Consider the following 23,064-nt stretch of genomic DNA (forward strand, 5'->3'; position numbering starts at 1 on the left):
GGAGGAAAAGAATGACAAAATTACAACTTTCTCAGGCTAAATTTGACCATATGACGCGCTTGTCAAACAGCGACCAAGTCATTGCAGCCTTGGCTATTGACCAACGTGGAGCATTGAAACGCCTCTTGGCTGCGGCAGCAGGTGGTGGCGAATTTGGAGACGATATTTTGATTGATTTCAAAAAAGTAATCTCAAGCGATTTGACACCTTATGCAAGCTCCATCCTTTTGGACGCTGAATATGGTGTTCCAGCTTCTGAATTGCGCCATGCAGACTGTGGCTTTATCGCTGCCTATGAAAAAACTGGTTACGATGCCTCCACACCAGGTCGTTTGCCAGACCTTTTACCAAACTGGTCCGCAAAACGCATCAAAGAATTGGGAGCAGATGCCGTGAAAATCTTGCTTTACTATGATGTAGATGACAAGCCAGAGATCAACGATATCAAGCACGCTTGGGTAGAACGCATTGGTAGCGAGTGTATTGCTGAAGATATTCCTTACTTCGTGGAAATCTTGACCTACGATGCCAGCGACATGGATGTAACCTCTCGTGAATACGCAGCCCTCAAACCACACAAGGTCAATGGTGCTATGCGTGAATTCAGCAAGCCACGCTACAATGCAGATGTGCTTAAGGTAGAGGTACCGGTTAACATGAACTTTGTAGAAGGCTACACAGATGAAGAGCCAGTCTATACAGTTGAAGAAGCCAAAGCCTTCTTCAAGGAGCAAACAGACAGCACCCACTTGCCATTTATCTATTTGAGTGCGGGTGTATCAGCTAAACTCTTCCAAGAAACCCTTGTCTTTGCCAAAGAAGCAGGTTCAAGCTTTAACGGTGTTCTTTGTGGACGCGCCACTTGGAAGGATGCAGTAGCCATCTTTGCAAGTGAAGGCGAAGAAGCGGCTAAAGCTTGGTTGGCTGACCAAGGTCGCCGTAATGTCGAAGAACTCAATGAAGTTCTAGCGACAACTGCTCGTCCTTGGACAGAAAAAGTGGAAGTGAAATAAAAAAAGTTTGAGGAGTTTTCCTCAAACTTTTTATTCTGCAAAGAATGCTTGGTAAAGGGCCTTGAGGGCCTTTTCTTTTTCTTCTGTTTTGATCACGAACATGACAGAAACCTCGCTGGCACCCTGTGAAATCATGGCCAAGTTAACGTTTTGTTGAGATAGTGCAGCGGTTGCAGTAGCTGTTACCCCTACATGGCTCTTCATGTTCTCACCGACAATCATGATAATGGACAGACCGTGCTCAATTTCAGCCTTATCCACTTCCAATTTTGTCTTCAATTGACGGAGGATTTCTTCTTCCTTAATCGGTGTCAATTCACGCTCACGGAGTACGATGGACAAATCATCGATACCGGTTGGCATATGTTCGAAGCGGATATTCAAGTCTTCCAAAATTTGTAAAACCTTGCGGCCAAAACCTACTTCTCGGTTCATCAAATACTTGGATATGTTGATGCTTACGAAATCATCATCTGCAGCTATTCCGACTACTGGCAGGGTTCCGCTGCTGTGTTCCATGACAATCTGTGTACCTGGATGGTCTGGGTTGTTGGTATTTTTAATAACCAAAGGAATGCGACCACGATAGGCTGGTAGCAAGGCTTCGTCGTGGAGTACAGAGAAACCAGCGTAAGCCAATTCCCGCATTTCACGATAGGTCAATTCCTTGATTGAATGTGGGTTCTTAATGATGCCAGGATGGGCAGCAAAAATTCCGTCAACATCTGTGAAGTTCTCATAGAGATCAGCCTTAACACCAGCAGCTACGATCGAACCAGTAATGTCAGAACCGCCACGGGAAAAAGTACAGATTTGATTGTCGATGGTCACACCAAAGAAACCAGGGATTACCAAGACTTCATCTGCTTCTCGCAATTCTTCAATCTTGTCATAGCTAGAAGGCAAGATACGGGCATTTCCAGGCTCTGAAGTAACGATAATACCAGCTTTTTTAGGATGGACATAACGGGCTGGCAAGCCACGGTAGGTGAAATATTCAGCGATTAATTTGGCATTATTGTCTTCACCAGCAGCTAAAAAACTGTCATAGAGGAAATCATTGTTTTCAATTGGGAGAGTTGCCAGGTCCTTGATACTTTGAGCGATTTTTTTCATGCTCTTAGCTGTAAAGCCCAACTCATCCACCATTGCTTGGTATCGATCGATAATCCAGTCCTGACTCGCAGTAACATCTTCTCCCTTGATGTAATGTTTATAGTATTGAATCAGGGCATCTGTTACTTTTGTATCAGCGGCATCCCGTTTGCCCGGTGCTGATACGACAACAAAGCGTCGTTCAGGATCCGACTGGACAATTTTAAATACTTTTTCAAGTTGGCCTGCAGAAGCGAGGGAGCTTCCCCCAAATTTTGTAACTTTCATCTCTACTCCTCAATTGTATTTTTTTTATTATAGCAAAAAGAGGGTGGCTTGTCAGTAATCCTTTTTGAAAAACTTAGCCTTGCCAGTTTATGGACAAAAATATGGTACAATGTAGTCTGGAATGGAGGAAGGCATGAAGGGTATTATTTTTGATATGGACGGTGTACTGTTTGATACAGAACCTTACTATTACCAACGTTGGGCAGACTTTTTAGCGACCAAGGGCTTATCTGTTTCCCACTTGGAGCCAGCTATTTTTGTCGGAGGTCGAGTCCATCAAGTTTGGCAACTCATTTTGGGAGACCAATTTGATCAGTGGGATGTGGGCGAACTGGAGAAGGAATACAGGGAGTACAAAGACCAACACCCCGTTCCCTATGGTCGTCTGGTGTTCTCCGATGCTCATGCAGTTTTGAAATGGTTGACAGAAAAGGGATTCAAACTAGCGCTTGCTTCAAACACGGATCTACAGGATATTGATAGGGCTCTGTCAGAAAGTGGTCTAGCACCCTACTTTTCGGCTGTATTTTCAGGGATGGATTGCAAGGCAGGTAAACCTGAACCAGAAGTCTATGAAAAAGCTGCGGCAGCACTTGGGTTCTCAAAAGAAGAACTCTTGGTTGTTGAAGATAGCCCCAAGGGCATACAAGCAGGAAAGGCAGCTGGATTAGAGGTTTGGGCGATTGAGGACAAGCACATCGGCTTGGTTCAAAGCCAGGCTGATCGAAGGATTGTGAGCCTAACTCAATTGAAGGAATACATAATAAGGGCTTAGGCTCTTTTTTCGGACGTGACAGTTTTTCTTATTTGAAAACCAGACACTTGTCAAAAGTATGGTAGAATAGGATAAATTTACTTTTATAGTTTGATGTTCAAAGTTTTTGAATGGCTAATAAAGGAGAAACTTATGTCCTACTCAACGATACACTTTCAGGTGACAGAAGGTTTAGCGACCTTGACACTCAACCGTCCAGATGTAGCAAATGGCTTTAATATTCTCATGTGTGAAGAGATGTTGGCTGCTATTGAAGAGACGGCTAAAAATGAACAAGTGCAGTTTCTAAAGATTGAAGCAGCAGGTCCGATTTTCTCTGTTGGTGGAGATTTGGTGGAGATGAAGCGGGCGGTGGATGAGGATGATATTCCTTCCTTGGTCCGAATCGCAGAGTTGGTTAATGACATCTCCTTCGCCCTCAAGCAACTGCCAAAAGTGGTTATTATGGTCACCGATGGGGCAGTAGCTGGTGCGGCGGCCAATATGGCAGTGGCAGCGGATTTTGTCATCGCATCAACTAAGACCAAATTTATCCAAGCTTTCGTGGGTGTTGGTTTGGCCCCAGACGCTGGAGGGATTTTCCTGCTCAGTCGTGCCATTGGAGCCAATCGTGCCAGTCACTTGGCCATGACAGGAGAAGGATTGACGGCTGAGAAAGCCTTGGAATACGGCATTGTATACAAACTGGTTGAGCCAGAAAAGTTGGAAAAGACTGTACAACAGGTTATCAAAAAACTCATGCGTGGCTCTATCAATTCCTACGTGGCGATCAAACAATTGGTTTGGGAGAGCCAGTTTAAAGATTGGGAATCCTATCGTCGATTGGAGTTGCAAAAACAAGAATATCTGGCCTTCAAAGAAGATTTCAAAGAAGGTGTACGTGCCCATGCAGAGCGGAGAAGACCCGTTTTCACAGGAAAATAATGAGCATTTTCTGAAAAAATGTTTGACAATCAAATTATTCTGGAGTATACTTTGATTATCAAAGTAAAGGAGGCTAGTTTTGGAAGATCCAAAAATCAATGAATATCTAACGGCAATTTTTAACAATGTCCTGGTCATTCAGGAAAACAGCCTCCGCAAAAGTCGTTTCAACGACATTTCCATTAAGGAAATGCACACCATCGATGAGATTGGTGATAAAAAGGGAGCGACACCGAGCGATATCGCTCGGGCTTTGATGGTCACGCTTGGAACGGTGACAACCAGTCTCAACAACTTGGAGCGCAAGGGCTATATCGAACGTGTCCGCTCTACTAAGGATAGACGAGTTGTTCATCTCTATCTGACCAAGAAAGGTCGGCTGGTCTATCGCTTGCACCAACGGTTTCATAATGAAATGGTCAAGCAAATTACAGACGGGATGGACGAGGCAGAATATCAAGTGATGAAAAAAGGGCTCTACAAACTCTATAATTTCCTGGAGGATCTGAAATGAGAACCTTCACTAAAATCAGCCAGGTTGCCCACTATGTTCCGAAACAAATCGTGAGCAATGATGATTTAGCACAGATTATGGACACCAGTGATGATTGGATTTCCTCACGGACAGGTATTGGTCAAAGACGCATCTCTCTGGATGAGGACACCAGTGACTTGGCCAGTCGGGTTGCCCAAGACCTGCTCGACAAGTCAGGTGTAACTGCTGATGAAATTGACTTTATCATCGTCGCAACTATTACACCGGACTCAGCTATGCCATCAACGGCAGCTCGGGTCCAGGCGACAATTGGTGCGAAGAAGGCATTTGCCTATGACCTAGTCGCAGCATGTTCGGGCTTCGTTTTTGCCCTGTCCACCGCTGACAAACTGATTTCCTCTGGTATTTACCAAAAGGGAATTGTGATCGGAGCGGAGGTCTTGTCCAAGACAGTTGATTGGACGGATCGCGGGACGGCAGTTTTGTTTGGAGATGGAGCTGGTGGTGTTTTGCTAGAGGCTAGTTCGGAGCAACATTTTCTAGCGGAAATCAACCGAACCGACGGCAGTCGTGGCCTTAGTCTAACCTCTGGCCAGTCGGGTCTGCATTCCCCCTTCTCGAAAGAGGGAGGCAACCAGCCCTATTTGCAGATGGACGGTAGAGCGATTTTCGAGTTTGCTGTTCGCGATGTGACCAAGACCATTGCAGAGCTACTAAACAGTCAAGGTTTGACTGGTGTTGAGGTTGACTATTTCTTGCTTCATCAGGCCAACAGTCGAATCTTAGACAAGATGGCACGCAAGCTGGGCCTTGGTATTGAGAAATTTCCAGCCAATATGATGCACTATGGCAATACCAGTGCAGCTAGCATTCCTATTCTCCTATCAGAGTGTGTGGAGGCAGGTAGTCTGCGGTTGGACAGTGGTCAGACAGTCGTTCTGGCAGGTTTTGGTGGCGGGCTGACTTGGGGTACGCTACTACTGAAACTTTAGTTAATTCCTTGCCTCTGGCAAGATTAAAATATTTTTTTATAAAAAGGAGCACTATCATGGCAGTATTTGAAAAAGTACAAGAAATCATCGTTGAAGAATTGGGTAAGGATGCTGAAGAAGTAACCCTTACAACAACTTTTGAAGATTTGGATGCAGATTCATTGGATCTTTTCCAAGTTATCTCTGAAATCGAAGATGCATTCGACATCCAAATCGATACAGAAGAAGGATTGACAACTGTAGGTGAATTGGTTGCTTACGTTGAAGAAAAAACTAAATAAGATTTCAAGAGAAAAGTGCTAGTGAGCATTTTTCTTTAGGTTAATAGTTTGATATTCAAAACATTGAAACATCAAACTAATTATTAAGTGAGGGCGTTGCCCTCGCTTGTTTAGCTAATTGTTTGATATTCAAATGATTAGCTAAGCAAATATAGATTGAGGGAAGTATGAAAACAAAGATTACAGAATTATTAAACATTGATTATCCGATTTTCCAAGGTGGTATGGCTTGGGTGGCTGATGGTGACTTGGCTGGTGCGGTTTCAAATGCTGGTGGTTTAGGCATCATCGGTGGAGGTAATGCTCCCAAAGAAGTTGTTAAGGCAAACATTGATAAAGTCAAGTCCATCACAGACAAGCCTTTCGGCGTCAATATCATGCTTTTGTCGCCTTTTGCAGATGACATTGTTGACTTGGTCATTGAAGAAGGTGTTAAAGTAGTGACCACAGGTGCGGGCAACCCTGGAAAATACATGGAACGCTTGCACGCAGCTGGAATTACGGTTATTCCAGTAGTACCGAGTGTGGCTCTTGCTAAACGCATGGAAAAATTAGGGGTTGATGCCGTCATCGCTGAAGGTATGGAAGCAGGTGGTCATATCGGTAAATTGACAACTATGACCTTGGTTCGTCAGGTTGTGGATGCCGTATCCATTCCTGTTATCGCAGCAGGTGGTATTGCAGATGGTGCAGGTGCTGCTGCTGCCTTCATGTTGGGAGCAGAAGCAATTCAGGTGGGAACACGTTTTGTTGTAGCAAAAGAATCCAACGCCCACCCAGCTTACAAGGAAAAAGTCCTCAAGGCTAAGGATATTGACACAACAGTATCGGCATCCGTTGTAGGTCACTCGGTGCGTGCGATTAAGAACAAGCTTTCGACAGCCTATGCGGCTGCGGAAAAAGACTTCCTTGCTGGGAAAATTTCTGCAGAATCCATTGAAGAACTGGGTGCAGGTGCCCTTCGCAATGCCGTTGTGGAAGGCGATGTGGTCAATGGTTCGGTCATGGCAGGTCAGATTGCTGGCTTGGTGACCAAGGAAGAAACCTGTGAAGAGATTTTGAAAGATTTATATTTTGGAGCTGCTAAGGTGATTCAGGAACAAGCGAGTCGCTGGGCTTCCGTTGGAGAATAAGATGACAAAAACAGCCTTTCTATTTGCAGGTCAGGGGGCCCAGACACTCGGTATGGCCCGTGACCTCTATGACACCTATCCCATTGTCAAGAAAACTTACGACCAGGCTAGTCAGATTCTGGGATATGATGTGCGGGACTTGATTGACCATCAGGAAGATAAGCTCAACCAGACCCGCTATACCCAGCCTGCGATTTTGACAACCTCCCTTGCGATCTATCGTTTATTGGCTGAAAAAGGAATTAAACCCGACATGGTGGCTGGTTTGTCCTTGGGAGAATACGCTGCCTTGGTTGCCTCAGGTGCTCTGGCCTTTGAAGATGCCATTTCCTTGATTGCCAAACGGGGTGAGTTTATGGAGACTGCTGCACCAGCAGGAACTGGTAAGATGGTCGCAGTCCTCAATGCAGATGTCAGCTTGATCGAAGAGGTCTGTTCATCAGTTACCTCTGGGATTATTTCCCCAGCCAACTACAATACACCAGCCCAAATCGTTATCGGTGGCGAGGTGGCAGCTGTGGATGAGGCGGTGGAAGCCTTGAAGGCGGCGGGTGTCAAACGCATGATTCCCCTCAACGTGTCGGGGCCTTTCCATACAGCTCTCTTGCGTCCAGCGTCGGAGAAATTAGCTCAGGCTCTGGAAGAGGTGGAGTTTTCAGATTTCCAAGTAGACTTGGTTGGGAATACGGAAGCCAAGGTCATGAGAAAAGAGGACATCAAGTCCCTCTTGACCCGTCAGGTTATGGAGCCTGTCCGTTTTTACGAGTCCATTGCAACCATGCAGGCGGCTGGTGTGACCAAGTTTATCGAAATTGGTCCAGGTAAGGTCTTAGCAGGCTTTATCAAGAAAATTGATAAGACAGCCGAGGTGGTGACAGTAGAAGATGTGGCAAGTCTAGAAGGCTTGTTGACTAGCCAATAAGGAGAAATCATGGAACTTACCAATAAAAATGTGTTTGTGACAGGTTCAAGTCGTGGAATCGGCTTGGCCATTGCCCATAAGTTTGCCAGTCTTGGTGCCAATGTGGTGCTGAATGGTCGTGGTCAGTTGGGGCAGGACTTGCTGGATAGCTTTTCAAGTTACGGTGTCAAAGTGGTGGCGATTTCAGGTGATATTTCCAGCTCGGTAGATGCCAAACGGATGGTGGCTGAGGCAGTTGAGGCACTCGGTAGCGTCGATATCTTGGTCAATAATGCAGGAATTACCAAGGATGGTATGACCTTGCGAATGACGGAAGAAGATTTCGAGAGCGTTTTGAGTATCAATCTAACAGGGACCTTCAACATGACCCAGGCTGTTTTGAAGCCCATGACCAAGGCACGTGAAGGGGCTATTATCAACCTTTCTAGTGTGGTCGGTTTGACAGGGAATGCTGGTCAGGCAAACTATGCCGCTTCTAAGGCAGGTGTTATCGGCTTTACAAAATCCATTGCTCGTGAAGTCGCTGGTCGAAATGTCCGTGTCAATGCCATCGCACCAGGCTTTATCCAGTCAGATATGACAGATGTCTTGTCTGATAAAATCAAGGATGCCATGTTGGGGCAAATTCCTATGAAACGTTTCGGTTTAACGGAAGAAGTAGCGGATGTCGCTGTCTTCTTGGCTAAACAAGAATATTTAACTGGACAAGTCATTGCCATTGATGGCGGTTTGACCATGCAATAAGAGAGGTTTGAAAATGACAAAACTAAATCGTGTAGTAGTGACAGGCTACGGTCTGACATCTCCAATTGGAAATACGCCAGAAGAATTCTGGGATAGCTTGGTCAATGGCAAAATTGGTATCGGAAAGATTACCAAGTTTGACACTAGCCAATACACTGTCCATAATGCGGCAGAAATCAAGGATTTTCCTTTCGACAAATACTTCGTTAAAAAAGATACTAACCGCTACGACAACTACTCCCTCTATGCTCTTTATGCGGCTCAAGAGGCAGTAGCCAATGCCAATCTTGATACTGAAGCAGTTGACAGCGATCGTTTCGGTGTTATCTTGTCAACAGGGATCGGTGGTATTTTGGAAATTGAAGAGCAGGTTGCTCGCATGAACGAAAAAGGACCAAAACGGATTCGTCCGATGGCACTTCCGAAGGCTTTGCCAAACATGGCGGCCGGAAATATTGCCATGCAGGTCGGTGCCAATGGTGTCTGCAAGTGTGTCATCACAGCCTGCGCTTCGTCTAACGATGCCTTGGGTGAAGCCTTCCGTGAAATCAAGTTTGGCTTCCAAGATGTTATGCTGGCAGGTGGTTCAGAAGCGGCTATAACACCTTTTGCAATCGGTGGTTTCCAAGCTCTGACGGCCATGTCGACAACTGAGGACCCAGAACGTGCGTCTATTCCCTTTGACAAGGATCGCAATGGTTTTGTCATGGGAGAAGGGGCTGCGGTCTTGGTCTTGGAAAGTTTGGAGCATGCAGAAGCGCGTGGGGCAACCATCTTGGCTGAAATCGTCGGCTATGGAAATACCTGCGATGCCCACCACATGACCTCTCCACATCCAGAAGGTCTGGGTGCTATTAAGGCTATGAAGTTGGCCATTTCAGAAGCAGGTTTGGAGCCGGCTGACATTGACTACATCAATGCCCATGGGACTTCGACACCGGCTAATGAAAAAGGGGAAAGCCAAGCTATCGTATCCGTCTTCGGCAAGAACACGCCAGTTTCTTCCACCAAGTCCTTCACAGGGCATTTGTTAGGTGCGGCAGGTGCCGTTGAAGCAGCAGCTGTTATTGAGGCGATGCGTCATTCTCATGCACCTAAGACAGCAGGTACGGCAGAATTGTCTGACTACATCGAAGCGGATGTTATCTATGGTCAAGGTCGTGACATGGAAATCCGTCATGCCATTTCAAATACATTTGGCTTTGGTGGGCATAATTCAGTCATTGCTTTCAAACGTTGGGAGGCCTAAGTGAATATTACAGAAATTAAGGACCTGATGAGTCAGTTTGACCAGTCAAGTTTGCGAGAATTTTCATATAGCAATGCTGGGGAAACCTTGCATTTCAGTAAAAACCAGCAGGCGACAGTGGCTCCAAGTCCAATCGTAGAAGCTCCGCTTGCTCCAGTAGCTCCTGCAAGCCCAGCCCCTGTGCCAGCAGTTGAAACCAGTGAGCCAGCTCCAGTAGAAGTTAGCTCAAGCTCTGTAGCGGAGGGTGCGGTAGTGGAAAGTCCACTGGTTGGTGTGGCCTATTTGTCACCAGCTCCTGACAAGCCAGCCTTTGTAGCAGTTGGTGATACGGTCAAAAAGGGGCAGACCCTCATGATTATCGAAGCCATGAAGGTCATGAATGAAGTGCCTGCTGATCGTGATGGTATAGTCACAGAGATTTTAGTGGCCAACCAAGATGTTGTAGAATTTGGACAAGGACTGGTACGCATCAAATGATTGATATTGTAAAAATTAAAGAGGCTCTTCCTCATCGCTATCCTATGCTCTTGGTCGATCGTGTCCTTGAAGTTTCGGAAGATGAGATTGTCGCCCTCAAAAATGTGACCATTAACGAGCCCTTCTTCAACGGGCATTTCCCAGACTATCCTGTCATGCCAGGTGTTCTCATCATGGAGGCTTTGGCACAAACCGCAGGTGTCTTGGAATTGTCCAAGGAAGAAAACAAGGGCAAGCTGGTCTTTTATGCCGGCATGGATAAGGTTAAATTTAAGAAGCAAGTTGTACCTGGTGACCAGTTGATTATGACAGCTAAATTTGTCAAACGCCGTGGAACCATTGCGGTTGTTGAAGCAAAGGCAGAGGTGGACGGAAAACTGGCTGCGTCGGGGGTATTAACCTTTGCCATTGGGAAATAGTATCTAAAGGAGATAGGATTCATCATGTTTGAGAAGATTTTGATTGCCAATCGTGGTGAGATTGCGGTGCGGATCATTCGTGCGGCCAGAGAGCTAGGAATTGTGACGGTGGCTGTCTATTCAGAAGCGGACAAGGAAGCTCTCCATACCATGTTGGCAGATGAGGCTGTCTGTATCGGCCCGGCCCGTTCGACAGACTCCTATCTCAATATGCAGGCGGTCATCTCGGCGGCTGTTGTGACAGGTGCCCAGGCCATTCATCCTGGCTTTGGATTTTTGAGTGAAAACTCTAAATTCGCCACCCTATGTGAAGAGGTTGGTATCAAATTTATCGGCCCTTCTGGGACAGTTATGGATACCATGGGCGATAAAATCAATGCACGGGCAGAGATGATTAAGGCCCAAGTACCTGTCATTCCTGGGTCAGACGGAGAAGTTTTGACCAGCCAAGAAGCTCTTGAGATCGCTGAGAAGATTGGCTACCCTGTCATGCTCAAGGCATCGGCAGGTGGTGGTGGCAAGGGGATTCGTAAGGTTGAAAAAGCCGAAGACTTAGTACCAGCCTTCGAATCAGCTTCCAGCGAAGCCAAGGCAGCTTTTGGCAACGGAGCTATGTATATGGAGCGTGTTGTCTATCCAGCCCGGCATATCGAGGTGCAGATTTTAGCGGACCAACACGGCCATGTTATTCATCTGGGAGAACGGGATTGTTCCCTTCAACGCAACAACCAGAAGGTCTTAGAAGAGGCACCATCCATCGCCATTGGTCAGACCATGCGGGACCGTATCGGTCAAGCTGCAGTTCGTGCAGCCCAATCAGTTGGCTATGAAAATGCAGGAACCATTGAGTTTCTCTTGGATGAAGTCAAGGGTGAATTTTACTTCATGGAAATGAATACACGGGTGCAGGTAGAACATCCTGTTACCGAATTTGTCACCGGTGTGGATATTGTCAAGGAGCAAATCAAGATCGCGGCTGGGCAGGAACTCAGTGTCTGCCAAGAAGATGTGAAGATTACAGGTCATGCTATTGAATGCCGCATCAATGCTGAAAATCCAGCCTTTAACTTTGCTCCAAGTCCAGGTAAGATTTCCAATCTCTACTTGCCAAGCGGAGGAGTCGGTCTGCGTGTGGATTCAGCAGTTTATCCAGGCTACACCATTCCACCTTACTATGACTCTATGATTGCCAAGGTCATCGTGCATGGAGAAAATCGTTTTGAAGCCCTGATGAAGATGCAGCGAGCCCTCTACGAATTGGAAATTGACGGAGTGGAGACCAATACCGACTTCCAGCTGGACTTGATTTCCGACAAGCGAGTGGTGGCAGGTGACTACGATACTGCCTATCTCATGGAAGAATTTTTACCTCGCTATCAGGAAGAATTAAAAAAGTAAACTAGGAGAATGCTATGGCTTTGTTTCGCAAAAAGGACAAATATATCCGCATCAATCCCAATCGTTCGCGGATAGAGTCAGCACCTCAAGCAAAGCCAGAGGTGCCAGATGAACTCTTTTCCAAATGTCCAGCTTGTAAGGTCATCCTCTACAAGAAGGATTTGGGATTAGAGAAAACCTGTCAACACTGTTCCTATAATTTTCGGATTACAGCCCAGGAACGCCTGGCTTTGACAGTCGATGACGGTTCGTTTGAGGAATTGTTTACAGGGATTGAAACCACAAATCCGCTGGACTTCCCCAATTATTTAGAAAAATTAGCAGCCACCCGTCAAAAGACAGGTTTGGACGAGGCTGTTTTGACAGGCAAGGCGACCATCGGCGGTCAGCCACTTGCCCTTGGCATCATGGATTCGCACTTTATCATGGCTTCTATGGGCACGGTGGTCGGTGAAAAAATCACCCGCCTCTTTGAGTTGGCGATTGAAGAGCGTTTGCCAGTTGTCCTCTTTACCGCATCTGGTGGTGCTCGCATGCAGGAAGGAATCATGAGCCTGATGCAAATGGCCAAGATTTCTGCAGCCGTGAAACGCCATTCCAATGCTGGCCTCTTTTACCTGACGGTCTTGACAGACCCCACAACAGGAGGTGTGACGGCTAGTTTTGCTATGGAAGGCGATATTATCCTAGCAGAACCGCAGACCTTGGTTGGTTTTGCAGGACGACGGGTTATAGAGTCAACTGTGCGTGAAAATCTGCCAGATGATTTCCAGAAGGCTGAATTTTTACAAGAGCACGGCTTTGTCGATGCTATTGTCAAACGCCAGGACTTGCCAGCGACCATCAGTCGCTTGCTGAGAATGCATGGAGGTGTCAGATGACCAGTGATGTAGCACGTATGATCCGTTTGGCACGTGACCAGGCTCGCCTGACCACCTTGGACTATGCCACACAGCTCTTTGATGACTTTATCGAATTGCACGGCGATCGCAATTTCCGTGATGATGGAGCAATTGTCGGTGGGATTGGCTTTTTAGCAGGTCAGCCTGTGACAGTTATTGGTATCCAAAAGGGCAAGAACCTTCAAGATAACCTAAAACGTAACTTTGGTCAGCCCCACCCAGAAGGCTACCGCAAGGCCCTTCGCCTCATGAAACAGGCGGAGAAGTTCGGCCGTCCCGTTGTCACCTTCATCAATACTGCTGGAGCCTATCCCGGTGTCGGTGCCGAGGAGCGTGGACAGGGTGAGGCCATTGCCCGCAACCTCATGGAGATGAGCGACCTCAAGGTACCTATTATCGCCATCATCATCGGCGAGGGAGGCTCTGGTGGAGCCCTTGCTCTGGCAGTTGCAGACCAGGTCTGGATGCTGGAAAACTCCATGTACGCCGTCCTCAGCCCCGAAGGTTTCGCCTCTATCCTCTGGAAAGACGGCAGTCGGGCCATGGAAGCGGCAGAACTCATGAAGATCACGTCATACGAGTTGGAGAAACTCCAAGTGGTCGATCGGGTTGTTTTGGAAAATGGCAGAGCGACCAAGGAAGTCTTGGCTGACATCAAGGAAAACCTGGTCAGCCAGTTGGCTCAACTACAAGCCTTGCCACTTGATCAACTACTCGAAAACCGCTATCAACGCTTTAGAAAATACTAGGAAGACCTAGTATTTTTTTGTGACATTTGATACAATGGATAAAATGACTTTCAGGAGGTTTTCCATGTTAGTAAAAGCAGATCTATCAAACGCAGAAGAATTGCTACCTATTCAGTACCGAGCCTTTGCAGCCTTGTATGAAACCTATCATGACCAGTACAACCCTGCCATTGAAACCATGGACTACTTCCAATCACGCTTTGCACGACCAAATTGCACCTACTACAAGATTATCGAGGAAGAGCATACAGTCGGATTAGTACAAACAACAGTCGCTGAAGATACAGACCAGGGCTGGCTAGGTCTGATCGGCATTAATCCAGTCCACAGAGGAAAAGGCTATGATCACAAGGCTATGTTAGAATTAGAAAGCCTTTATCCTATAGTCAAGCGGTGGGTACTCTGTACAGTCTTGCAGGAGCCTAGATTGGTCGCTTTCTACGAAAAACTCGACTATAAGGCTATCAGAACCGAGCCTGAGCAGGAGGGTACGGATATGGTCTATATGGAGAAGTGGCTAGGAGGAGGTTAGAAATGCTAGAAACATTCAGTCAACGATTGGAATGGATTTGTAGGAAAAACTGGATTTTATTGCAGGCCTTTCTATTATTGCTTCTTGAACTCATTCCAACTTTCATATTGCAAAAATCCACCTCGCCAGTCGCTCAATGGACTGCCGGCCTATCTTCTATTGGAATTATGGTCTTTATGTGTTGGTTGGCAGAAAGGAAAGGGCTTGCCATTTGGGATAGAAAATTCCTTACTTGGAAGGGACTTGGACTGGTCGCCCTAACCTTACTATTTACCAGCCTTTCTTCTATCTTAGGGCATACTATTATGGACCTTCAAGGGATTGAAGATACGGCTAATCAGATTGACATTGACAAGCTGTTACAAACGATTCCTTTTTGCTTAGCCTTTGTAAGAATAGCCTGTCAGGCAGCTATTACAGAGGAGATCATTGTCAGAGGTTATCTGTTCAAAAAGTTTTTTGAAAAGTACAAGATTTTGGGAATTGTGGTATCTGGATTGGTATTTGCTTTCCTGCATGGACCAACAGATTTGGGCTCTTGGATCATTTATGCCAGTCCAGGTTTTATCTTAGCTTACTTGTACTATAAGTCAGATTACCTCATCTATCCCATTGCAGTCCATTTTATCAATAATGCTTGGGCGGTGGTGGCATTTTACTATTTTTAGACAGAATAAACAGAGCAAAGTGGTGCTCGAAATAGGTAGGAGATTAGGTAAGTTTGGTTATAAAGAAAAGCAAAAAAGCCTGAAGGAGAGGACGGGGCTTAAACCATATGAAAAAGAATAGGAGAAAAATGTGAAAAAAATAAGTCAAGGTATGGAATGGATAGGCAGAAAGATTTGGGTCATCTTGAGAGCTTTTGGTTTTTTATTGATTTTTGTCATCCCAGATTTGATTCTGGAGCAGTCCAAATCGCAGATTTTTCTGCTGATTACAGGGGTTGCGACAGTAGCAATTGTGGTCTTTTTCTGGTGGCGGGCTGAAAAAAATAGCCTTCCCGTCTGGGATTCCAAGATTCTTTCTTGGGATGGAATTGCTCTCGTCATCTTAACCTTTGCGGTTATGCAGTTGATGGATATGTTTGGCTTGTTTTTATTGGAGCTACAAGGGGCAGAAACAACTGTCAACGAGGCCTTGATTATGGAATCCTTGAAAGGAGTCCCGTTTTGGCTAGCAACCCTGACCACCGCTTTATTACCGGCAGTTGGAGAAGAAGTCATCTTGCGGGGATATTTTTTCAAAAAATTATTTGGTTCCTATGTTTTGTTTGGTATTATTGCCTCAAGCCTTCTTTTTGGATTGCTTCATGGACCAACGGACATCGGTTCATGGTTGATTTATGCGGGGAGTGGTATCATTTTGTCAACTCTCTATCATAAAACAGGCTATCTGATTTATCCGATTGCAGTGCACTTGGTAAACAATCTAATCGCAACTATTTTTTATTATCTATAAAAAAGCGACTCCTAGAAGGAGTCGCTTTTTGTATGCATTAACTGAGTTCGGATTTATCAGGTAAGAGTAGGGCCAAGATAATGTAGGTGGTTAAAAAGGGTAAATTGGTCACAATTGCTAAGATAACAACAACCCATCGAACATTTTCCAGCTTCCAACCATAATTTCCATAAAGGTCAAAGTAATCGTAAAGGCCAGCGATGACACCAGCAAGTTCCTTGCGGCTTTTATCTTTGTACAATTTCTTTTTCATACTGTTGATCTCCAGATGCTATGGTTTAATCACTTCTACACCACCCATGTATGGACGGAGTACTTCGGGAATAGTAACAGAGCCATCCTCATTTTGGTAGTTTTCAAGGATGGCAGCCACGGTACGACCAACTGCTAAACCAGACCCATTGAGGGTGTGGAGCAATTTAACCTTGCCGTCAGCAGCGTCGCGGTAGCGGATTTGGGCGCGACGGGCTTGGAAATCTTCTGTGTTGGAACAGCTGGAGATTTCACGGTAGGCATTTTGGGCTGGAATCCAGACTTCCAAGTCGTAGGTCTTAGCAGCTGAGAAGCCCATATCGCCTGTACAGAGGGCTAACACGCGGTATGGCAAACCTAATTTTTGAAGGATATTTTCTGCATTTGCCGTCATTTTTTCCAATTCATCATAAGACTGTTCTGGTGTGGCAAATTTGACCATTTCAACCTTGTGGAATTGGTGGAGGCGGATAAGACCACGGGTGTCACGACCAGCAGAACCAGCTTCAGAACGGAAAGATGGGCTCATGGCTGTGAAGTAGATTGGCAGGTCTTTTTCTTCCAAAATCTCGTTGCGGTAGAAGTTGGTCAATGGCACTTCCGCAGTTGGGATGAGGACGAAGTTAGTGTCTGCCAACTCGAAAGTATCTTCCTTGAACTTAGGATATTGACCAGTACCGAACATAGAGTCATGGTTGACCATGTAAGGCGTGATGATTTCCTGGTAGCCTTCTGCGATATGTTCGTCCAACATGAAATTGTAGAGAGCGCGTTCTAAGCGGGCACCCAAGTTCTTGTAGAAGAGGAAGCGGGCTCCGGTTACTTTTGCTCCACGTTCCCAGTCCAGAATGTCTAAGTCTTCACCCAAGTCCCAGTGTGCTTTTGGCTCGAAGGTAAATTCACGAGGAGTTCCCCAACGGCGAACCTCTACGTTTTCTTCTTCATCTGCCCCAACAGGAACTGAGTCATGTGGCGTATTTGGAAGCACAGTAAGGATAGCGTTCAATTGTTCGTCGATTTCCAAGAGTTGAGCGTCCAAATTTTTCACGTCCGCAGACAATTTTTGCATAGCCGCAATCTTGTCGTCAGCGTTTTCCTTGTTGCGTTTTGCTTGGGCAATCTCCGCAGAAACGGTGTTGCGCTCTGCTTTTAACTCTTCAACAGTAACCAAGATTTCACGGCGCTTTGCATCCAATTCCTTGATGTTTGCCAAGGTTTCGGCAGCCACACCACGAGTAGCTAATTTGGTAGCCACTCCGTCAAAATCTGTACGAATACGTTTGATATCTAGCATAGTTGTCTCCTTTTGTATAAAAAACACAGAATGAGAAATGCTGGAGCGATAGTTACCGCGGTTCCATCCAGCTTCACATTCTGTGCACTTTAAGTATGTCATTTTTAGCCAACGGTAGAATTTCGTATCATTTATCTATCTGCTCGCAGCGACCGCAGACTTTCTGAAAAACGCCTGATATTACTTATCCGTTTCTTAGATTATACCTTAAAACTACAGACTTGTAAACGAAAGTGAAAAATTTTTTATTAGATTATATATACCACTTGCAAGCGATTTCATTCTATGTTAATATATTATTGGTAAATTATATATCTATATATCGAAAAATACAAGGGAGGTATAAACGAGACGAATTGGTAATCACTTTTATCTTTGAAATAAAAAATGGAGGAAAATATGAATAGACAAGATAAAAATTATCAAAAGTTGTATCACTATTCGATACGTAAGCGAAACTGGGGTGTTGGTTCAGTCGTTGTTGGGGTATTCTTGGCAGGTATGTTACAAGCACCAACTGTTTTGGCAAGTACAGAAACAACTTCTGTTGAACCAAACACTGTCCAAGTCCAACCAAATGAATCAGATGGAATTGTTATAGACGGAGAAGAACAACCGCTTGAGGCAGCGCCACCAACTCCACAGCCAACGACAACACTGGAAGAAACAACTCCAGCACCGAACAATGAAGCGGCTGGTCATGAAACTGAAATCGACCTTGGTGAAGAAGAACAAGCTTCAGTGCCTGGAACGACTCGTACAGCGGAGGAAGTACCAAGCCCAGCCCCTCTTGTAGAACCAGTTAGGGTTAATGTTCCTATTGATCTGTTTTATGATGGGGCAACATCAACTGAACAACCAAATGTTGCGAGTAATGCCTACGATGACGATCATAGTACATACTGGACTTCAAACCCTAATGTAGATAATACACCGGAAACACGACAGTATTTTACCACTAAGTTAAAAGAGTCTGCATTAGTTAACCAAATTGATTATACGCCACGCCAATTTAATGCTACACAGATTACTGGTAACATCACCAAGTTAAAATTATATTCTAGTCAAGATGGTGAAAGATGGGACTTGATTACTCCAACCGAGGTTCTGAACGGTAGAGGAACGGTAAATGACGATCAAAGTATCACATTTACAACGGCTCATCGTACTATGACGAAAATAATTCGTATCAATCCAGTGACTGCTCGGTATTTCCGATTAGAAGCAATTGAGACGGAACACTGGCGTGATGAAGAAAAGAATAAAAGAGTCACAGCTGCTGAGTTCCTTCCAAGAGGTACAGCAGAGAAGTCATCTTTAGATTTGGTATCTGTTTCAGCAGTCTCGGCTACAAGCCATGACCCAAATGATGGTGGAAGCAGCAGACCGGCAACAGCTGCAACTGATAATAGCGATGCCACATACTGGGCAAGTAATCCAAGTCAAAACAATCTCACTAATCCACAATATTTGGAACTCACGCTTTCTGAAGCAGCTTATGTCAGTCACGCAGAGTACCTTCCAAGAGTATCTGGAGGAACTTCTACTGGTAATATCAGAAGAGGATTTATTGAATATAAAGAAACGGATAGCGAGACAGAAGACTGGAAGCGGATTAATGTTTATGGTAGTGACACCCAGAAAGTATTCACTCTAGGAGTTGGTGTTTCACGCAAATTTATCCAATTTGACCCTATCATTGCTAAAAAAATTCGTCTTGGAGCTGTCGAAACTCACCATCATGAGACTCAAAATAGAGGTAAGATAGTTGCTGCTTCTGACTTTAAAGTCAATGCTTACAAGATTGTTGAAAAATCTTCAGTAGAGTATTTGCCAATTGAGGAAGAGATTGTACTCAATAACGATATCCCTCGAGGTTCAGTTGAAGACGTAATTGAGGATGGAGTAGCCGGGACTGTAACAACAAAAACGAAACATCTAACTCGAAATGGACAACCATTGGAAGAGAGAATCGCATCTCTAGAACCAGTAATTGAACGAGTTGAAAGTCAGCCTCGTAGAATTATCAGAGCAAATGGTGAAGTTCCGGTTGATCCAGTGGAAAATCCGAGTGAGGGGGATGCTACAGGTGGCGACGCTACAGGTGGCGACGCTACAGGTGGTGACGCTTCAGGCGGTGACGCTTCAAGTGGCGATGCTTCAGGCGGCGATGCTTCAGGTGGTGATGCTTCAGGTGGCGACGCTTCAGGCGGCGACGCTTCAGGCGGTGACGCTTCAAGTAGCGATGCTTCAGGCGGCGATGCTTCAGGCGGCGATGCTTCAGGCGGCGACGCTTCAAGTGGTGATGCTTCAGGCGGCGATGCTTCAGGCGGTGATACTTCAGGTAGCGATGCTTCAGGCGGCGATGCTTCAAGTGGTGATGCTTCAGGCGGCGATGCTTCAGGCGGTGATACTTCAGGTAGCGATGCTTCAGGCGGCGATGCTTCAGGCGGTGATACTTCAGGTAGCGATGCTTCAGGCGGCGATGCTTCAAGTGGTGACGCTTCAGGCGGCGATGCTTCAGGCGGCGACGCTTCAGGTGGCGATGCTTCAGGTGGCGATGCTTCAGGTAGTGACGCTTCAGGTGGTGACGCTTCAGGTGGTGACGCTTCAGGTGGCGATGCTTCAGGTAGTGACGCTTCAGGTGGTGACGCTTCAGGTGGTGATGCTTCAAGTGGCGACGGCAGTGGTCAAAGTTCACCGACATCAGACACTGGTGCTCCTAATTCAGATTCACAAAACGTTGAGGATCCATTATATGTATTAGGTGAGCATGCCTTTATTGAATTATCGAAAGAATATATTCAAGTTACGGCAGGTGACGCAACGGCTTGGCAAAATACGACTGATTGGCCACGTGGAGTTCAAAATCTAACCAATGGTGATATTGGGGATGGATCATCTGGTGTAGAAAATACGGTTTTGACAGAAATGCTCTGGGGAGGCAGTAAACGGATGCCTCAATCCGTTCATTTTACGTTTACAGAACTTCAAGATCTTGAAAAACTGGAAATTTACAAACGTCTCAATAATAACGGTACTTTGACCCAATTTTCAGTTACTGTATACGGTGAGAATGACCAGGTAATTGGAGAAGAGCAAGATGTTACAGTTGCGAAAGAAACTCCAACTGCAACCTATTCTTTAGGAAGCTTTAGTGGTATTAAAAAAGTTACAGTAACCTTTAAACAAGCAGTCAATGCAAGTGGTCAAGTGACACCGGGCGACTTGACTGTAAAAGGTATAAGTTTCTTCAAGAAAGATTCAGGTATTCGTGGAACTCAAGTTGAACGTTCTCACATTCAAGTACAAGCAGAAGATCCAACAGCTTTCCAGTCTGGCTACGGTGTTGAGAGATTGATTGATGGAAGCTATTCAAACGGAACTGAATTGAAATGGGGTCCAGGTTCGCATCAAAAACGATTGGGACAAAAAGTGACCTTTACTTTAACGGAACCCAAGGCTTTAAGCGGAATTACGGTTTACACTCGTCCAGATCGTCAAGGATCCGTTGCAGAGTATAAGGTTGTAACGAAATTCCAAGGTCAAGTTGTACAAGAAAAAATTGTTTCATCAATTCATCGTTCAGCTACATTAAGTAATTTAGAATTGAATGGTAGTCAGGTTGATAGTGTTGAGTTAACGTTTATAGCAGCTCTCGATAATGCTGGGAATAGAACAGATCAATTCCTAACAGTTCGTGAAGTGAAGTTTTATCAGGCCTCTCCTTTAGAAAAACCAATTTCAGAGAATCCTGACGAATCTAATGAGCTTCCGGTAGATCCTGCCTCCCCAAGTGAGGGCGGCGATGCTTCAGGCGGTGATGCTTCAGGTGGCGACGCTTCAGGTGGCGATGTTTCAGGTGGCGATGCTTCAGGCGGTGACGCTTCAGGCGGTGACGCTTCAGGTGGCGACGCTTCAGGCGGTGACGCTTCAGGTAGCGATGCTTCAGGTGGAGACGCTTCAGGTGGCGATGCTTCAGGTGGCGATGCTTCAGGCAGTGATGCTTCAGGCAGTGACGCTTCAGGTGGCGATGCTTCAGGTGGTGACGCTTCAGGCGGTGACGCTTCAGGTGGCGATGCTTCAGGTGGCGATGCTTCAGGCGGAGACGCTTCAGGTAGCGATGCTTCAGGCGGTGACGCTTCAGGTAGCGATGCTTCAGGCGGCGATGCTTCAGGTGGCGATGCTTCAGGTGGAGACACTTCAGGTGGCGATGCTTCAGGTGGCGATGCTTCAGGTGGTGATGCTTCAGGTGGCGACGCTTCAGGTGGCGATGCTTCAGGTGGTGATGCTTCAGGCGGTGACGCTTCAGGCGGCGACGCTTCAGGTGGCGATGCTTCAGGTGGCGACGCTTCAGGTGGCGATGCTTCAGGTGGTGATGCTTCAGGCGGTGACGCTTCAGGCGGTGACGCTTCAGGTGGCGACGCTTCAGGTGGCGACGCTTCAGGCGGTGACGCTTCAGGTAGCGATGCTTCAGGTGGAGACGCTTCAGGTGGCGATGCTTCAGGTGGCGACGCTTCAGGCGGCGATGCTTCAGGCGGTGATGCTTCAGGTGGCGATGCTTCAGGCAGTGACGCTTCAGGTGGCGATGCTTCAGGCGGTGACGCTTCAGGCGGTGACGCTTCAGGTAGCGATGCTTCAGGCGATGACGCTTCAGGCGGCGATGCTTCAGGTGGCGATGCTTCAGGTGGCGATGCTTCAGGCGGTGACGCTTCAGGTGGCGATGTTTCAGGTGGCGACGCTTCAGGCGGTGACGCTTCAGGTGGCGACGCTTCAGGCGGTGACGCTTCAGGTAGCGATGCTTCAGGTGGCGATGTTTCAGGTGGCGATGCTTCAGGTGGCGACGCTTCAGGCGGTGACGCTTCAGGCGGCGACGCTTCAGGCGGTGACGCTTCAGGCGGCGACGCTTCAGGCGGCGAGGAAGTTCAAAATCCTGATCGTATCTTCACAGATAGTCCGACAGACATCACAGTAACTGTAAATTCTGGTGCAGAAGCAGCAGTTCGACTCGAAGTAACTCCAGTTGTTGAGTTGCCAGATGCAGTAGCTGGTAAAGATGCGGTTGTCTATGATCTTGAACTTGTCGATGGAGAAGGCAATCATATCGATGATCCATTCCGAGCAATTGTGAAATTACCTGTTGATTCAAGTAAAACTGTTTCACGTGTTGTCTTCTTGCCAGAAGGTCGTGATCCTGAAACACTTGAATTTGAACAAGTATTTGAAGAAGATACAGACCGTAGCTTTGTAACATTTGAAGCTACTCACTTTAGCAATTATGCAATTGTTTATACAACAGTTCATGGCGAAGTGAAACCTGGTGGTTTCTACGAATGGTTCGTGGAAACAATTGGAGACCAAGATAGTGATGATGATGTCGATGATGTCGATGTTCAAACATGGCTCAAGGGCGAAAAAGGTGACCCAGGTGAGCGAGGCGAAATTGGTCCAGAGGGTCCAAAAGGTGACAAGGGTGATCCGGGAGCAGATGGTGCCAAAGGTGATCAAGGTCTCGTAGGACCTCGCGGCCCTCAAGGTCCACAAGGCGAACCAGGTGAACAAGGACCTAAGGGCGAACCAGGTGAACAAGGACCTAAGGGCGAACCAGGTGAACAAGGACCTAAGGGCGAACCAGGCGAACAAGGACCTAAGGGCGAACCAGGCGAACAAG

At 46.3% G+C, this 23,064-nt stretch carries 22 protein-coding genes; 19 read left to right on the forward strand and 3 right to left on the reverse strand.

Annotation, left to right across the window (positions count from 1 at the left end; translation table 11 throughout):
• Nucleotides 1-11 precede the first annotated feature (11 nt).
• Nucleotides 12-1,013: a tagatose-bisphosphate aldolase gene (gene lacD, locus J5566_RS08725; RefSeq protein ID WP_105209352.1), complete on the forward strand. Its 1,002-nt coding sequence runs from the start codon at nucleotides 12-14 to the stop codon at nucleotides 1,011-1,013.
• 30 nt (nucleotides 1,014-1,043) lie between these two features.
• Here the strand turns inward: lacD and J5566_RS08730 are convergent, their stop codons facing one another.
• Nucleotides 1,044-2,396 (reverse strand): aspartate kinase, encoded by a 1,353-nt coding sequence (locus J5566_RS08730; protein WP_208562967.1) that lies wholly within the window; start codon nucleotides 2,394-2,396, stop codon nucleotides 1,044-1,046.
• Nucleotides 2,397-2,529: 133 nt separating this feature from the next.
• On the opposite strand from J5566_RS08730, the gene J5566_RS08735 reads away from it, so the two are divergent.
• From J5566_RS08735 to J5566_RS10570, 17 genes are all read left to right on the forward strand, one after another.
• Nucleotides 2,530-3,171, forward strand: coding sequence for an HAD family hydrolase (locus J5566_RS08735; protein WP_208562968.1), 642 nt, complete (start codon nucleotides 2,530-2,532; stop codon nucleotides 3,169-3,171).
• 132 nt (nucleotides 3,172-3,303) lie between these two features.
• The gene (locus J5566_RS08740; RefSeq protein ID WP_208562969.1) at nucleotides 3,304-4,095 is read left to right on the forward strand and encodes an enoyl-CoA hydratase; all 792 of its coding nucleotides are present in this window, start codon (nucleotides 3,304-3,306) and stop codon (nucleotides 4,093-4,095) included.
• Between the two features lie 79 nt (nucleotides 4,096-4,174).
• Nucleotides 4,175-4,609 carry a fatty acid biosynthesis transcriptional regulator FabT gene (gene fabT / locus J5566_RS08745; protein WP_158455729.1) on the forward strand — a complete coding sequence of 145 codons (435 nt, stop codon included), beginning with the start codon at nucleotides 4,175-4,177 and terminating at the stop codon, nucleotides 4,607-4,609.
• Entirely contained in the window at nucleotides 4,606-5,583 is a 978-nt protein-coding gene (locus tag J5566_RS08750; RefSeq protein WP_208562970.1) for a beta-ketoacyl-ACP synthase III, read from the forward strand. Before fabT ends, J5566_RS08750 begins: the two co-directional genes overlap by 4 nt.
• 56 nt (nucleotides 5,584-5,639) lie before the next feature.
• Nucleotides 5,640-5,864, forward strand: a complete 225-nt coding sequence (locus J5566_RS08755; protein WP_105118537.1) for an acyl carrier protein — start codon at nucleotides 5,640-5,642, stop codon at nucleotides 5,862-5,864.
• Nucleotides 5,865-6,031: 167 nt separating this feature from the next.
• On the forward strand, nucleotides 6,032-6,997 hold the full coding sequence (fabK, locus tag J5566_RS08760; RefSeq protein WP_208562971.1) for an enoyl-[acyl-carrier-protein] reductase FabK: 966 nt from the start codon (nucleotides 6,032-6,034) through the stop codon (nucleotides 6,995-6,997).
• Nucleotide 6,998: 1 nt separating this feature from the next.
• Entirely contained in the window at nucleotides 6,999-7,919 is a 921-nt protein-coding gene (fabD, locus tag J5566_RS08765) for an ACP S-malonyltransferase (RefSeq protein ID WP_208562972.1), read from the forward strand.
• 9 nt (nucleotides 7,920-7,928) lie between these two features.
• Nucleotides 7,929-8,663: a 3-oxoacyl-[acyl-carrier-protein] reductase gene (gene fabG, locus J5566_RS08770; protein ID WP_208562973.1), complete on the forward strand. Its 735-nt coding sequence runs from the start codon at nucleotides 7,929-7,931 to the stop codon at nucleotides 8,661-8,663.
• A 13-nt stretch (nucleotides 8,664-8,676) separates the two neighbouring features.
• Nucleotides 8,677-9,912 (forward strand): beta-ketoacyl-ACP synthase II, encoded by a 1,236-nt coding sequence (fabF, locus tag J5566_RS08775; RefSeq protein WP_208562974.1) that lies wholly within the window; start codon nucleotides 8,677-8,679, stop codon nucleotides 9,910-9,912.
• Nucleotides 9,913-10,389, forward strand: coding sequence for an acetyl-CoA carboxylase biotin carboxyl carrier protein (gene accB / locus J5566_RS08780; RefSeq protein ID WP_208562975.1), 477 nt, complete (start codon nucleotides 9,913-9,915; stop codon nucleotides 10,387-10,389).
• Nucleotides 10,386-10,808: a 3-hydroxyacyl-ACP dehydratase FabZ gene (fabZ, locus tag J5566_RS08785; protein WP_024375998.1), complete on the forward strand. Its 423-nt coding sequence runs from the start codon at nucleotides 10,386-10,388 to the stop codon at nucleotides 10,806-10,808. The genes accB and fabZ overlap by 4 nt, the downstream gene beginning before the upstream one ends.
• Before the next feature lie 24 nt (nucleotides 10,809-10,832).
• Complete coding sequence (locus tag J5566_RS08790; RefSeq protein WP_208562976.1) at nucleotides 10,833-12,206, forward strand: acetyl-CoA carboxylase biotin carboxylase subunit; 1,374 nt, start codon at nucleotides 10,833-10,835, stop codon at nucleotides 12,204-12,206.
• Between the two features lie 14 nt (nucleotides 12,207-12,220).
• A complete protein-coding gene (gene accD, locus J5566_RS08795) occupies nucleotides 12,221-13,087 on the forward strand; it encodes an acetyl-CoA carboxylase, carboxyltransferase subunit beta (RefSeq protein WP_208562977.1) in 867 nt (288 codons plus the stop codon).
• Nucleotides 13,084-13,857 (forward strand): acetyl-CoA carboxylase carboxyl transferase subunit alpha, encoded by a 774-nt coding sequence (locus J5566_RS08800; RefSeq protein WP_208562978.1) that lies wholly within the window; start codon nucleotides 13,084-13,086, stop codon nucleotides 13,855-13,857. The genes accD and J5566_RS08800 overlap by 4 nt, the downstream gene beginning before the upstream one ends.
• Nucleotides 13,858-13,921: 64 nt before the next feature.
• Nucleotides 13,922-14,389 (forward strand): GNAT family N-acetyltransferase, encoded by a 468-nt coding sequence (locus J5566_RS08805; RefSeq protein WP_208562979.1) that lies wholly within the window; start codon nucleotides 13,922-13,924, stop codon nucleotides 14,387-14,389.
• 2 nt (nucleotides 14,390-14,391) lie between these two features.
• Entirely contained in the window at nucleotides 14,392-15,057 is a 666-nt protein-coding gene (locus tag J5566_RS08810; RefSeq protein WP_208562980.1) for a CPBP family intramembrane glutamic endopeptidase, read from the forward strand.
• A gap of 130 nt (nucleotides 15,058-15,187) precedes the next feature.
• Complete coding sequence (locus J5566_RS10570) at nucleotides 15,188-15,847, forward strand: CPBP family intramembrane glutamic endopeptidase (protein ID WP_348002283.1); 660 nt, start codon at nucleotides 15,188-15,190, stop codon at nucleotides 15,845-15,847.
• A gap of 37 nt (nucleotides 15,848-15,884) precedes the next feature.
• Here J5566_RS10570 and J5566_RS08820 read toward each other — a convergent pair whose 3' ends face one another.
• Entirely contained in the window at nucleotides 15,885-16,100 is a 216-nt protein-coding gene (locus J5566_RS08820) for a PspC domain-containing protein (RefSeq protein ID WP_208562981.1), read from the reverse strand.
• Between the two features lie 18 nt (nucleotides 16,101-16,118).
• Nucleotides 16,119-17,393: a serine--tRNA ligase gene (gene serS, locus J5566_RS08825; RefSeq protein ID WP_208562982.1), complete on the reverse strand. Its 1,275-nt coding sequence runs from the start codon at nucleotides 17,391-17,393 to the stop codon at nucleotides 16,119-16,121.
• A 399-nt stretch (nucleotides 17,394-17,792) separates the two neighbouring features.
• On the opposite strand from serS, the gene J5566_RS08830 reads away from it, so the two are divergent.
• Nucleotides 17,793-23,064, forward strand: a 5,272-nt coding sequence (locus J5566_RS08830) for a discoidin domain-containing protein (RefSeq protein ID WP_208562983.1), incomplete at its 3' end; no start/stop codon positions are given.

This window comes from Streptococcus suis, from assembly GCF_017601095.1.
GTDB lineage: Bacteria > Bacillota > Bacilli > Lactobacillales > Streptococcaceae > Streptococcus > Streptococcus suis_Z.

Coding starts and splice junctions, on each gene's coding strand:
- lacD (WP_105209352.1), top strand. CDS start 12: ATGACAAAATTACAACTTTCTCAGGCTAAATTTGACCATATGACGCGC.
- J5566_RS08730 (WP_208562967.1), bottom strand. CDS start 2,396: ATGAAAGTTACAAAATTTGGGGGAAGCTCCCTCGCTTCTGCAGGCCAA.
- J5566_RS08735 (WP_208562968.1), top strand. CDS start 2,530: ATGAAGGGTATTATTTTTGATATGGACGGTGTACTGTTTGATACAGAA.
- J5566_RS08740 (WP_208562969.1), top strand. CDS start 3,304: ATGTCCTACTCAACGATACACTTTCAGGTGACAGAAGGTTTAGCGACC.
- J5566_RS08750 (WP_208562970.1), top strand. CDS start 4,606: ATGAGAACCTTCACTAAAATCAGCCAGGTTGCCCACTATGTTCCGAAA.
- J5566_RS08755 (WP_105118537.1), top strand. CDS start 5,640: ATGGCAGTATTTGAAAAAGTACAAGAAATCATCGTTGAAGAATTGGGT.
- fabK (WP_208562971.1), top strand. CDS start 6,032: ATGAAAACAAAGATTACAGAATTATTAAACATTGATTATCCGATTTTC.
- fabD (WP_208562972.1), top strand. CDS start 6,999: ATGACAAAAACAGCCTTTCTATTTGCAGGTCAGGGGGCCCAGACACTC.
- fabG (WP_208562973.1), top strand. CDS start 7,929: ATGGAACTTACCAATAAAAATGTGTTTGTGACAGGTTCAAGTCGTGGA.
- fabF (WP_208562974.1), top strand. CDS start 8,677: ATGACAAAACTAAATCGTGTAGTAGTGACAGGCTACGGTCTGACATCT.
- fabZ (WP_024375998.1), top strand. CDS start 10,386: ATGATTGATATTGTAAAAATTAAAGAGGCTCTTCCTCATCGCTATCCT.
- J5566_RS08790 (WP_208562976.1), top strand. CDS start 10,833: ATGTTTGAGAAGATTTTGATTGCCAATCGTGGTGAGATTGCGGTGCGG.
- accD (WP_208562977.1), top strand. CDS start 12,221: ATGGCTTTGTTTCGCAAAAAGGACAAATATATCCGCATCAATCCCAAT.
- J5566_RS08800 (WP_208562978.1), top strand. CDS start 13,084: ATGACCAGTGATGTAGCACGTATGATCCGTTTGGCACGTGACCAGGCT.
- J5566_RS08805 (WP_208562979.1), top strand. CDS start 13,922: ATGTTAGTAAAAGCAGATCTATCAAACGCAGAAGAATTGCTACCTATT.
- J5566_RS08810 (WP_208562980.1), top strand. CDS start 14,392: ATGCTAGAAACATTCAGTCAACGATTGGAATGGATTTGTAGGAAAAAC.
- J5566_RS08820 (WP_208562981.1), bottom strand. CDS start 16,100: ATGAAAAAGAAATTGTACAAAGATAAAAGCCGCAAGGAACTTGCTGGT.
- serS (WP_208562982.1), bottom strand. CDS start 17,393: ATGCTAGATATCAAACGTATTCGTACAGATTTTGACGGAGTGGCTACC.